We start from the raw sequence: 14,028 nt of genomic DNA, 5'->3' as shown, positions 1-14,028 counted from the left end.
CGAACCCGGCCGGCCGCTGGGCGAGCTTCCCGCTGCTCGACCGGCAGGAACGCCACCAGGTCCTCGACGCGTTCAACGACACCGCCGTCGGCCGGCCCGCCGCCACGATCACGGCCCTGTTCGCCGACCAGGTCCGCCGCACGCCGCAGGCCGAGGCCGTCGTCGCCGGCGGCACCACGCTGACCTACGCCGAGCTCGACGCCCGCGCCAACCGCCTGGCGCACCACCTGCTGCGGCACGGACTGCGCGCGGAGGAACCGGTCGCGGTGCTGCTGGGCCGCTCGGCCGACCTCGTGGTCGCCGAGCTGGCCGTGCTCAAGGCGGGCGGCGCGTACGTCCCGCTCGACACCAGGGCACCCGCCGAACGCCTGGCCGTCCTGCTGGCGGGCAGCGGCGTCGTCGTCGTGCTCACCGACCGGACCTGGCAGGCCACCGCGCAGGAGGTCCACGAGGGCCACGTCGTCGTGCTGGGTGACGAGGACGGGGCGACCTCCGCGCCGGACGTGGTCGTGCACCCCGACCAGCTGGCGTACGTCATGCACACCTCGGGCTCCACCGGCGTGCCCAAGGGCGTGGCCGTGCGGCACCGCGACGTCACCGACCTCGCCCGCGACCGGCGGTTCACCGGCGGCGCGCACGAGCGGGTCCTGCTGCACTCCGCGCCCGCGTTCGACGCCACCACCTACGAGCTGTGGGTGCCGCTGCTCTCCGGCGGCACCGTCGTGGTCGCCCCGGCGGAGGACCTGGACGCGGACCGGTTGCGCGACCTCGTCACCGGGCACGGGCTGACCGGGCTCTGGCTGACCGCCGGCCTGTTCCGGGTCATCGCGCAGGACGACCCCGACTGCCTGGCCGGGCTGCGCGAGGTGTGGACCGGCGGCGACGTCGTGCCCGCTCCCGCGGTCCGCCGGGTGCTGCGCGCCTGCCCCGGCATCGTCGTGGTCGACGGCTACGGCCCCACCGAGACCACCACCTTCGCGACCTCGCACCGCATGGCCGACGCCGACTCAGTGGACGACGTGGTGCCGATCGGCCGCCCGCTGGACGGCATGCGGCTGCGCGTGCTCGACGAGAGCCTGACGCCCGCCCCGGTCGGCGTGCCGGGCGAGCTGTTCATCGCGGGCTCCGGCCTCGCGCGGGGGTACGCGGGCCGGCCGGGGCTGACCGCGGACCGGTTCGTCGCCGACCCGTTCGGAGCGCCGGGGGAGCGGATGTACCGCACCGGCGACCTGGTGCGGTGGCGACCCGACGGCACCGTCGAGTTCGTCGGCCGCACCGACGACCAGGTCAAGATCCGCGGGTTCCGCGTCGAACCGGGCGAGGTCGACACCGCCCTGTCCGCGCACCCGGCGGTCGGCCAGTCGGTGACGGTCGTGCGGGTCGACGACACCGGTCGCAGACGGCTGGTGACCTACCTGACCGCCGTGGACACCGCACCCGAAGCGGCGGCGTTGCGGGAGTTCCTCGGCCGCGTGCTGCCCGACTACCTCGTGCCGTCCGCGTTCGTCGTAGTGGAGGCGTTGCCGCTCAACGCGAGCGGCAAGGTCGACCGGCACGCCCTGCCCGACCCGGTGTGGGCCACCGCCACCGGCGCGCACGTCGCCCCCGCCGACGGGCCGGAGGCCGTGCTGGCCGAGATCTGGGCGCAGCTGCTCGGCGTCGACCGCGTCGGCGCCGGCGACAACTTCTTCGAGCTGGGCGGCGACTCCATCCTCAGCATCCAGGTGGTGTCGCGCGCCCGGCAGGCCGGGCTGTCGCTGAGCCCCGGCGACCTGTTCCGCCACCCCACCGTGGCGGCGCTCGCGACCGTGGCGACCGTCGCCGGACCGGCCGAGACCGACCAGGGCCGGGTCGTGGGGGACGTGCCGCTCACACCGGTGCAGCGCTGGCTGTTCGCCACGAACCCCGACCACCCCGAGCACTTCAACCAGGTCCTGACCGCCGAGCTGGCGTCCGATGTGGACGTCAACGCCCTGCGCACGGCCCTGGCCGCGCTGGTGGAGCACCACGACGCGCTGCGGATGCGGTTCGAGCGCACGGACTCCGGCTGGCGCCAGCACAACGCGGCGGCCGAACCGGCCGAGCTGCTGACCACGAGCCCCTGCACGGGTTTCGACCTCGCGACCGGGCCGCTGCTGCACGCCCAGCTGCACGAGTCGGTGCTGCGCCTGACGATCCACCACCTCGTCGTGGACGGCGTGTCGTGGCGCGTGCTGCTCGAAGACCTCGTCACGGCCTACGACCAGGCGGCCCGCGGTGAGCCCGTCCGGCTGGCCGCCAAGACGACGTCGTTCCGCGACTGGGCGCACCGGCTCACCCGGCACACCGCCGACGGCGGGTTCGACGACGAACGCGACCACTGGACCGCGACCGCGGCGGTGGACCCGTCCCTGCCCGTCGACCACGACGGCCCCAACACCGCCGGGTCCACCCGCGCCGTCTCCGTGCGGCTCGACGGCGACACCACCAGGGCGTTGCTGCAGGACGTGCCCGGCGCGTACCGCACGCAGGTCAACGACGTGCTGCTGAGCGCACTCGGCCGGGTGCTCGCCGACTGGACCGGCCGCTCGCGGGTGCCGGTGGACCTGGAGGGCCACGGCCGCGAGGACGTGCTCGACGGCGTCGACCTGTCCCGCACGGTCGGCTGGTTCACCTCGATCTTCCCGGTCGCCCTCGACGTGCCGGAAGGCGACTGGGGACCGGTCCTCAAGTCGGTCAAGGAACAGCTGCGCGCGGTGCCGCGCAAGGGCATCGGCCACGGTGCCCTGCACGAGCCCGGCGCCGGTGGCCCGCAGATCAGCTTCAACTACCTCGGCCGGCTCGACTGGACGGGCGTCGAGGGCGGCGTGCTGCACGCCGTGCGCGGCAGCCTGGAGCTCGACGGCGCACCGCGGGCGCCGCGCCCGCACCTGCTCGACGTCGTCGGCGCGGTCGAGCACGGCTGCCTGGAGCTCACCTGGTACTTCAGCGACCAGGTGCACGACGAGACGACCGTGCGGCGCCTGGCCGAGGCACTGGCCACGGCGTTGCGCGAGGTCGTGGCCCACTGCTCCCGGCCGGGTTCCGGCGGTCGCACGCCCTCGGACTTCCCGCTGGCACGCCTGGACCAGGCGGCGGTGGACCGGCTCGCCGGCGACGGCCGCGACGTCGAGGACCTCTACCCGCTGACGCCGATGCAGGCCGGCATGGTGTTCCACGGCCTGGTCGACGGCACCACCTCCGGCGCCTACTTCAACCAGGTCCGCTTCCGGCTCACCGGCGTGACCGACCCGCACGCGCTGGCCGAGGCCTGGCAACGGGTCGTGGACCGCAACGCCGTGCTGCGCAGCGAGGTCGTGTGGGACGGGCTCGCCGAACCGCTGCAACGCGTGCGGCCCGAGGTGACCCTGCCGGTCACCCACCTCGACTGGACCGGCCTCGACGAGGACGCCGAGTTGCACGCGCTGCTGGAGAGCGACCGCGCGGCCGGGATGGACCTGACCGCCGCACCGCTGATGCGCGTCGCGATCGCCCGCCTGGCGCACGACGAGGTGCTGGTGCTGTGGACGTTCCACCACGTCCTGCTCGACGGGTGGAGCGCGGCCCAGCTGTTCACCGAGGTCTGCGAGCACCACGCGGCCATCACCCGCGGCACCGCGGGACCGGCCACGGCCCGCCCGCCGTTCCGCGAGTACCTGCACTGGCTGGACCGCCAGGACGGCGCCGAGGCCGAGAGGTACTGGCGGAGGGTGCTCGACGGCTTCGCCGAGACCACGCCGCTGCCGTTCGACCGCTGCCCCGTGGACGCGCACCGCGCCCAGTCCGGTGGCACCGTCCGGTTCGAGCTGAGCGCCGAGAGCACCGAACGGCTGCGCGAAGCGGCCCAGCGCAACGGCCTGACCGTGAACACCGTGGTGCAGGGCGCCTGGGCGGTGCTGCTGGCCCGCTACGCCGGCACGTCCGACGTCGTGTTCGGCACCACCGTGTCCGGCCGGCCCGCCGACCTGCCCGGTGTCGAGTCGACGGTCGGCATGTTCATCAACACCGTGCCGACCAGGGTCGCCGTCGACCGCGGCCGCGACCAGCTGTCGTGGCTGCGCGAGCTGCAGGCCGACCAGGCGGAGGCGCGGCGCTTCGAGCACGTGCCCCTGTCGCGGCTGCGCGGGTGGAGCGACCTGCCCGGCGGCGCGAACCTGTTCGACAGCATCCTCGTGTTCGAGAACTACCCGTTCGACGAGGACGCCATGGCCGAGCACGGCCTGCGGCTGCACGACGTCTACGCGCACGAGCCCACCAACTACGCGCTCACCGTCGTGGTCTCGCCCGGCCGGCACCTGGTCGTCGAGCTCGACCACGACCCCGACCTGTTCGACGAGGCCACCGTGCAGCGGCTCGGCGGGCACCTGCGGCTGCTCCTGGACGACCTGCTGGCCGACCAGGACCGGCCGCTGCGCGAGCTGCGGCTGCTCGACGACGCCGAACGCGAGCAGGTGCTGGTCGAGTGGAACCCCACCGGCGGGAACTACCCGGTGGCGACGCTGCCGCGGTTGTTCGCCGAGCAGGCCGCGCGCACCCCGGACGCCGTCGCGGTCACCTGCGGGGACGAGCACCTGACCTACGCCGAGCTGGACGCCCGCGCCAACCGGCTGGCACACCTGCTCGCCGACCGCGGTGCGGGACCGGAGGAGTACGTCGCGCTGCGGCTGCCGCGGTCCACCGACCTGGTCGTGGCGGTGCTGGGCGTGCTCAAGTCCGGCGCGGCCTACCTGCCGATCGACCCGTCCTACCCGGAGGACCGGATCGCGGGCATGGTCGAGGACACCCGGCCGGTGACCGTGCTGACCGAGCTGCCGGACCTGTCCGGGCTGCCCTCCACCGCACCGGACGTCGTGCTGCGGCCGGAGAACCCCGCGTACGTCATCTACACCTCCGGCTCCACCGGCAAGCCCAAGGGCGTCGTCGTCCCGCACGCCAACGTGGCCCGGCTGTTCTCGGCCACCGACGCCTGGTTCGGGTTCGGCGCCGACGACGTGTGGACCCTGTTCCACAGCTACGCCTTCGACTTCTCCGTCTGGGAGCTGTGGGGACCGCTGCTGCACGGCGGCCGGCTCGTCGTCGTGCCGCACGAGGTGTCGCGCTCGCCACGCGAGTTCGCCGACCTGCTGGCACGGGAACGGGTCACGGTCCTCAACCAGACGCCGTCCGCGTTCTACCAGCTCATCGCCGAACAGCCGCGAGACCTCAGCCTGCGCTACGTCGTCTTCGGCGGTGAGGCGCTGGACGTGCGCAAGCTCGCGGCCTGGAACGGCCCCGGCGAGCTGATCAACATGTACGGCATCACCGAGACCACCGTGCACGTCACGTGGACGCCCGCAGACGGCACCGTCGGCGAACCCATCCCGGACCTGCGCGTGTACGTCCTCGACGAGGACCTGCGACCGGTCCCGCCCGGTGTCGTCGGCGAGATGCACGTCGCCGGCGCCGGCCTGGCGCGCGGCTACCTCAAGCGGCCCGGCCTGACCGCGTCCCGGTTCGTCGCCGACCCGTTCGGCGCGCCCGGCTCCCGCATGTACCGCACCGGCGACCTGGCGCGCTGGAAGGACGGCCGGCTCGACTACCTCGGCCGCGCCGACCACCAGGTCAAGATCCGCGGGTTCCGCATCGAGCTCGGCGAGATCGAGGCCGCGCTGGAGGCGCACGAGGACGTGACCGCCGCCGTCGCCGACGTCCGCGAGCACGCCGGGCGCAAGGTCATCGTCGGGTACGTCGTCGGTGGCCGTGGCGCCGACCTGCGCGGCTTCCTCGCGCAGACGCTGCCCGAGCACATGGTGCCCTCGGCGTTCGTGCACCTGGACCGGCTCCCGTTGACCGGCAACGGGAAGCTCGACCGCAAGGCGCTGCCCGCACCGGAGTGGGAGACGACCGGCACCCGGCACGTCGAGCCGCGCACGGAGACCGAGCGCGTGCTCGCCGGCATCTGGGCGCAGGTGCTGGGGCTCGACCGGGTCGGCGTCGAGGACGACTTCTTCGAGCTGGGCGGTGACTCGATCATCAGCATCCAGGTCGTGTCCCGCGCCCGGCAGGCCGGGTACGCCCTGGCGCCACGCGACCTGTTCAGCCGTCCGACCGTCGCCGCGCTCGCCGCCGCCGTGCCCGCGGTCGCCGCGGAACAGGACGTGCCGCGGGGCCCGGTGACCGGCGACGTCCCGCTGACCCCGATCCAGCGGTGGTTCCTCGACGCGGAACCGCCGCACCCCGAGCACTTCGACCAGGTCGTCGAGGTGGAGTTCACCGACGAGGTCGACCGCACGGCGTTGCGCACGGCGTTGGCGGCACTGGTCGAGCACCACGACGCGCTGCGGATGCGGTTCGAGCACACCGCGACCGGCTGGCAGCAGCACAACCCGCCGGTCGGACCCGTCGACGTCCTGTCCGAGGTGGACGGGTTCGACCTGGGACGCGGACCGCTGCTGCGGGCCACGCCGCTCACGTCGCACCGGGTCCGGCTCACCGCGCACCACCTCGTCGTGGACGGCGTGTCGTGGCGGGTGCTGCTGGAGGACCTGGAGACCGCCTACCTCCAGGCCGTGCGCGGTGAACGGGTCCTCCTCCCGGCGCGGACCACGTCGTTCCGCGACTGGGCGCTGCGGCTGGCCGAGCACACCGCGGCCGGCGGGTTCGACGACGAGGCCGGGCACTGGGCCGGCGTCACCGGTGACCCGAGCGTGCCCGTGGACCGCACCGGCACCGGCACGACCGGTTCCGTGCGGGGCGTCACCGTCGAGCTGAACGCCCAGGAGACCAGGGCCCTGTTGCAGGACGTGCCCGCCGCGTACCGCACGCAGGTCAACGACGTGCTGCTGAGCGCGTTGGGACGGGTGCTGGCCGGGTGGACCGGCCGCGACCGGGTGCTCGTGGACCTGGAGGGCCACGGCCGCGACGGCGACTTCCTCGACGGCGTCGACCTGTCCCGCACGGTCGGCTGGTTCACCGCGGTGTTCCCGGTGGCGCTCGACGTGCCGGCGGGGGACTGGGGCGCGGTGCTCAAGGCCACCAAGGAACGGCTGCGCGCGGTGCCCCGCCGCGGCATCGGCTTCGGCGCGCGGTACGGCGGGGTGCAGCCGGCGGTGGCGTTCAACTACCTCGGGCAGTTCGACGGCGTGGCGGGCACGGCGGTGCGCACGGCCGGTGGGATCAGCGCCGACGCCGCACCGGACACGCCCCGCCACCACCTGCTCGACGTCGTCGGCGCGGTGCAGGACAAGCGGTTGCAGCTCACCTGGTACTACAGCGACGAGGTCCACGACGAGCCGACCGTGCGCGTGCTGGCCGAGGCGATGGCGGTGGCGCTGCGGGAGATCGTCGCGCACTGCGCCCGGCCGGGAGCGGGCGGCCGGACACCGTCGGACTTCCCGCTGGCGGGCCTCGACCAGGCCGCGGTGGACCGGATCGTCGGCGACGGCCGCGCCGTCGAGGACGTCTACCCGCTGACGCCGATGCAGGCGGGCATGGTGTTCCACAGCCTGTCCCACGGCCACGAAGGCCTGTACACCGAACGGATCTCGTTCGTCCTCGACGGCGTCACGGACGTCGAGGCGCTGGCCCGTGCGTGGCGCGAGGTCGTCGCACGGACCCCGGTCCTGCGCAGCCGCGTCGTGTGGGAGGGCGTCGACCGGCCCGTGCAGGTGGTCTGCCGCACGGTCGACGTGCCGATCAACGACGGGACCGGCGGCGAGCTCGACCTCGGCACCGCGCCGCTGCTGCGGCTGGAGCTGACGCGCGAGTCGGACACCTCCGTGCGGGTCGGCTGGACGTTCCACCACGTGCTGCTCGACGGGTGGAGCACGTTCCAGGTGCTGACCGACGTCTTCACCTGCTACGCGGCGTTCACCGCCGGTCGCGAGCCGGACCTGCCGGCCCGCCGGCCGTTCGGCGACTACCTGCGCTGGCTCGCCGCACAGGACGCGACCGAGGCGGAGGAGCACTGGCGGCGGGTGCTCGGCGGGTTCGCCGCACCCACCCCGTTGCCGCTCGACCGCCCCGCCGCACCGGGTCACGCCACCCGGACCGCCGCCTGGACCACGGTCACCCTGCCCGGTGGTGAGCTGCGCGAGTTCGCCCAGCGCAACGGGTTGACGCTCAACGCCGTCGTGCAGGGCGCCTGGGCGCTGCTGCTGGCGCGCTACAGCGGCCAGGACGACGTGTGCTTCGGCTCCACGGTCTCCGGCCGCCCGGCCGACCTGCCCGGCGCGGACGCCATCACGGGCATGTTCATCAACACCCTGCCGGTGCGCACGGAGGTCGTGCCGGACGAACCGGTCGCGGCGTGGCTGCGGCGCTTGCAGGCCGACCAGGCGGAGGCGCGGCGGTTCGAGCACGTGGCGCTCGCCGACCTCCAGGCCTGGAGCGACGTGCCGGGTGGCGTCGACCTGTTCGCCAGCATCGTGGTGTTCGAGAACTACCCGATCGACGAGGCCGCGGCCCACGGCGTCGTGCTGCGCGACCTGGACGCGGTCGAGACGACCAACTTCCCGCTCAGCCTGGGCGTCCGGCCCGGCGCGGAGCTGGAGTTCCGGCTCAGCTACGACCCCGACCTGTTCGACCTCGCCACGGTCGAGCGCATCGCCGGTCACCTGACCGCGGTGCTGCGCGGTCTGACCGCCGACCCCGGCCGCGCGCTGGGCGAGGTCGACCTCCTCGACGACGCCGAACGCCGGCTCGTCCTCCCGGAGCGCGTGCGGAGCAGCGTCCCGGACGCGACCGTGGCCGAGCTGTTCGCCGCCCAGGCGGACCGGGCCCCGGACGCGACCGCGGTGGTCGCGGGCGGCACGTCGCTCACCTACGCCGAGCTGGACGCCCGCGCGAACGCGTTGGCACAGCGGCTGATCTCGCTCGGTGTGCAGCCGGAGGAACGCGTCGGGCTGCTGCTGCGCCGATCGGCCGACGTGGTGGTCGCGGTGCTCGCCGTGCTCAAGGCGGGCGGCGCCTACCTGCCGCTGGACAGCCGGGCGCCGGTCGAACGCCAGGGGCTCGTGCTCGACCAGGCCGGGAGCCGGGTGCTGATCACCGACTCCGACACCGTCCCGTTCGACGGGCACGTCGTCGTCCCCGGCGGTGAGACGTCGGCCGAACGGCCCGCGGTGACCGGACACCCCGACGGCCTCGCCTACGTGGAGTTCACCTCCGGCTCCACCGGCACGCCGAAGGGTGTGGCGGTGCGGCACCGGGACGTGGTGGCGCTCGCGCTCGACTCCCGGTTCGACGGCCCGGCCCACCGGACCGTGCTGGTGCATTCGCCGATGGCGTTCGACGCCTCCACCTACGAGCTGTGGGTGCCGCTGCTGCGCGGCGGCCGGATGGTCGTCGCGCCGCCGGAGGACCTGGACGCGGCCGCGCTGCGCGAGCAGATCACCGCGCACGGCGTGACGGCGCTGTGGCTGACCGCGGGCCTGTTCCGGGTGCTGGCGCAGGACTCGCCGGACTGCCTGGCCGGCGTGAGCGAGGTGTGGACCGGCGGTGACGTCGTGCCCGCCGCCGCGGTTCGCCGGGTCATGGCGGCCTGCCCCGGACTGGTGGTGGTCGACGGCTACGGACCCACCGAGACCACGACGTTCGCCACCTCCCACCGGATGACCGGCCAGGACGACGTGCCGGACACCGTGCCCATCGGCTCCGCGCTCGACGGCATGGCCACCTACGTGCTGGACGAGCGGCTGCGGCCCGTTCCGGTCGGCGTGCCCGGCGAGCTGTACCTCGCCGGGGCCGGCCTGGCCCGCGGCTACCTCGACCGGCCGGGCCTGACCGCGTCCCGGTTCGTCGCCTGCCCGTTCGGTGCGCCGGGGGAGCGGATGTACCGCACCGGCGACATCGTGCGGTGGCTGCCCGGCGGCGTGCTGGAGTTCGCCGGCCGCGCCGACGACCAGGTGAAGCTGCGCGGGTTCCGCATCGAGCTCGGCGAGGTCGAAGCGGTCCTGGGCCGGCACCCCGGCGTGGGCGGGCTGGTCGTGGTGGTCCGCGAGGACTCCCTCGGCGGCAAGCAGCTCGTGGCCTACCTGGTGCCCGCCGACCCCGCCCGTGCACCGGAACCCGCGGAGCTGGCCGCGTTCGCGGGACGGACCCTGCCCGACTACATGGTGCCCTCGGTGTTCATGGTGCTCGACGCGCTTCCGCTGAGCACCAACGGGAAGGTCGACCGGGCCGCGTTGCCGGAACCGTCGGCCACCGCGTCCGCCGCGCCGTACGTGGCGCCCAGGACGGAGACCGAGGAGGTCATGGCCGGCATCTGGGCCGAGGTGCTGGGCGTGGAGCGCGTCGGCGCCGAGGACGACTTCTTCGCACTCGGCGGCGACTCGATGCGCAGCCTGCTCATCACGTCCCGGTGCCGCGCGGCCTTCGACGTACCGCTGACCCCGCATGACGTCCTCACCGCCCGCACGGTCGCCGACCTGGCGGGGCTGGTCGAGGAGAAGATCCTGCTCGAGCTTCGAACGACTCGCCCTCGAAGACGGCGCCAACCAGGAACTGTGAGGAGACACCACACCATGTCGTCGTCGATCGAGGACCGCATCGCCGCGCTGCCCCCGCACCTGCGGGAGCAGATGCGCCGCCGCCTCTCCGGCCGCTCGCAGCAGGCCGACGCCATCAGACCGGCCGACCGGACCCAGCCGCTGCCGCTGTCGTTCCCGCAGCAGCGGCTGTGGTTCCTCGACCGCTTCCAGCCCGGCGGTTCCGGCTACAACAGCGCGCTGGCGCTGCGCCTGACCGGACAGCTCGACGTGGCCGCGCTGACCGCGGCGCTCACCGGTCTGGTGGCGCGGCACGAGTCGTTGCGCACGACGCTCGACGAGGTCGACGGGGTCGGTGTGCAGGTCGTGCACCCGCCGTTCGACCTCGCCCTGCCCGTGGTGGAGCCGGCCGGCGACCTGGACGAGCTGCTGGTCGAGGAGTACTCCCGCCCGTTCGACCTGCGGCGCGGACCGCTGGTGCGGGCGGTGCTGGTGCGGCAGGCGCCGGACGAGCACGTGCTGCTGGTCACCGCGCACCACGTCGTCACCGACGGCTGGTCGATGGGCGTGCTCACCGAGGAGCTGGGCGAGCTGTACGGCGCGGCCGTGGCCGGACGGGACGCCGTGCTGCCCGCGTTGCCGCTGCAGTACGCCGACTTCGCGGCCTGGCAACGGGAGCGGCTCTCCGGTGAGGCGCTGCGCGGCCAGGTCGAGCACTGGACTCGGCGGCTCAGCGGCACCACCCCGCTGGAGCTGCCCACCGACCGGCCGCGACCGGCGGTGCGCACCACGAACGGCGCGGTGCAGGCGTTCACCGTGCCGGCCGCGACCACCGCGGCGTTGCGGGCGCTCGCCCAGGAACGCGGCACGATCCTGTTCTCCGTGCTGATGGCCGGGTGCCAGGCTCTGCTGGCCCGCTACGCCGGGCAGGACGACGTGGCCGTGGGCACCGTGACCACCGGCCGCGGCCGCCCCGGTCTGGAGCGGCTGGTCGGGTTCTTCGTCAACACCGTCGTGCTGCGGTCCACAGTGGACTCACGTGCCACGTTCGCCGAGTTCCTGGACCAGGTCAAGGACAACGTCAAGGAGGCGTACGCCCACGACGAGGTGCCGCTGGAGCACGTGGTCGACGCGCTGCGCACCGACCGCGACGTCAGCCGCAACCCGCTGTTCGACGTGATGGTGCTGCTGCAGAACGCCGATCGCACCCCGCCGCGGCTGCCCGGCCTGGCGGTCGAGCAGGTCGGGTTGTCCCGCCGTGCCGCCATCTTCGACCTGACCATCGAGTTCCAGGAGCGCGCCGGCCTGCTCGACGGCGTGGTCGAGTACAACACCGACCTGTTCGACGCCGCCACGGTCGCCCGCTTCTGCGACCACCTCGTGCGGCTGCTCGACGGCCTGGCGAGCGACCCGCACCGGCCGCTGGGCGAGCTGCCGTGGCTGTCGGACGCCGAACGCGACCAGGTGCTGACCGGCTGGAACGACGCCTCCCGCGCACCGGTCGACGCCACCGTCCCCGGCCTGTTCGCCGAGCAGGTGCGCCGGACGCCGGACGCACCCGCCGTGCTCTCCGACGACGAGGTCCTCACCTACGCCGAGCTGGACGCGCGGGCCAACGCGCTCGCTCGGGAACTGGTCGACCTCGGTGTGCGGCCGGAGGACCCGGTGGGGCTGCTCGTGGAGCGGTCGGCCGACCTGGTCGTGGCCGAGCTGGCGATCGTGAAGGCCGGCGCGGCGTACGTCCCGCTCGACGGTCGTGCACCGGCCGAACGGACCCGGCGGGTCATCGCCGACTCCGGGATCGCGGTCGTGCTCACCGATGCGCGCAACCGGGACGCGGTCGCGTCCGTCCACACCGTACTGCTCGACGGCGAGCGGACCGGCGCCGCCGATCCCGCTGTCGCGGTGCACCCGGACCAGCTCGCGTACGTCATGCACACCTCCGGCTCCACCGGCGTGCCCAAGGGTGTCGCCGTGCGGCACCGCGACGTCGTGGCGCTGGCGCTGGACTCCCGTTTCGCGGGCGGTGCGCACGACCGGGTGCTGCTGCACTCGCCGTCGGCGTTCGACGCCTCGACCTACGAGCTGTGGGTCCCGCTGTTGCGTGGCGGCCAGGTCGTGGTGGCGCGGCCGGGTGACGTCGACGCCGACGTGATCAGGGCCGCCGCCGGTCGCGGTGTGACCGCGATCTGGCTGACCGCAGGACTGTTCCGGCTCGTCGCCCAGGAGGCACCGGACGCGTTCGCCGGACTGCGGGAGGTGTGGACCGGCGGTGACGTCGTGCCCGCCGCGGCCGTGCGCGGGGTGCTCGAAGCGTGCCCCGGCCTGACCGTGGTCGACGGCTACGGCCCGACCGAGACCACGACGTTCGCCACGTCGTTCCCCATGACCGACACCGTGCCCGACGTCATCCCCATCGGCCGGCCGCTGGACGGCATGGCCGTCTACGTGCTCGACGAAGGCCTGCGCCCGGTTCCCGTCGGCGTGCCGGGGGAGCTGTTCCTCGCGGGCGCCGGCGTGGCCCGCGGCTACCTCGGCCAGCCCGGCCTGACCGCCGAGCGGTTCGTGCCCGACCCGTTCGGCCCGCCCGGCTCCCGCATGTACCGCACCGGTGACATCGGCCGGTGGCGCGTGCAGGGCGTGGTCGAGTTCGTCGGCCGCACCGACGACCAGGTCAAGATCCGCGGCTTCCGCGTCGAGACCGGCGAGATCGACGCCCTGCTCGTGCGCCACCCCGGCATCTCCCAGTCGATCACCGTCGCCCGCACCGACGACGGCCGCAAGCAGTTGGTCGCCTACCTCGTGGCCGACGCCGCCCCGGCGCACGCCGAGCTGCGCACGTGGCTCACCCGCGAGCTGCCCGACTACATGGTTCCCTCGGCGTTCGTGGTGCTGGACGCGCTCCCGTTGAGCGGCAACGGCAAGGTCGACCGCCGCGCCCTGCCCGCACCCGAGGCCCGCACCGCAGCCGACCGCCACGTCGAGCCCACCACGCCGGTGGAACGGGAGCTGGCGCGCGTCTGGGCCGAGGTGCTGCGCGTCGACCGCGTGGGCATCGAGGACAACTTCTTCGAGCTCGGCGGCGACTCCATCCTCAGCATCCAGCTCGTCGCCCGCGCCCGCCGGGCCGGTCTGCGGTTGTCGTCCAAGGACGTCTTCCTGCACCCCACCGTCGCCGGGCTGGCCGCGACCGCGACCGCGGTGGCCGACACGGTGGCGGACGCGGTGGTGTCCGGGCCCGCGCCGCTGACGCCGATCCAGGAGTGGTTCTTCGACACCGCGCCCGCGAGCCCGCACCACTTCACCATGTCCACGCACGTGGAGCTGGCGCCCGAGGTGGACGAACGAGCGCTGGCCACCGCCGTGGACGCCGTGGTGGCGCACCACGACGCCCTGCGGGCCCGCTTCCGCCGCGACGACGCCGGTCAGCTCGGCAACGCCCAGCCCGGCAACGCCCAGCCCGGCAACGCCCAGCCCGGCAACGCCCAGCCCGGCGCCACCCAGCCCGACGCCACTCAGCCCGGCAACGCCCAGCCCGGCGCCA

At 74.2% G+C, this 14,028-nt stretch carries 1 protein-coding gene (only partly in view); it reads left to right on the top strand.

The genetic code is table 11. The features are described 5' to 3' along the window. Positions 1-32 precede the first annotated feature (32 nt). Positions 33-14,028, top strand: partial view of a non-ribosomal peptide synthase/polyketide synthase gene (locus ACVDFE_RS31065; protein WP_458434423.1) — the beginning only. It continues 17,330 nt past the right edge of the window; the window shows 13,996 of its 31,326 coding nt (coding positions 1-13,996); it begins with the start codon at positions 33-35; its stop codon lies beyond the right edge, outside the window.

It is taken from the genome of Lentzea chajnantorensis (assembly GCF_054300775.1).
The sequence above is the reverse complement of the archived record's forward strand: the minus strand, read 5'-3'. Positions and strand labels throughout refer to the sequence as shown.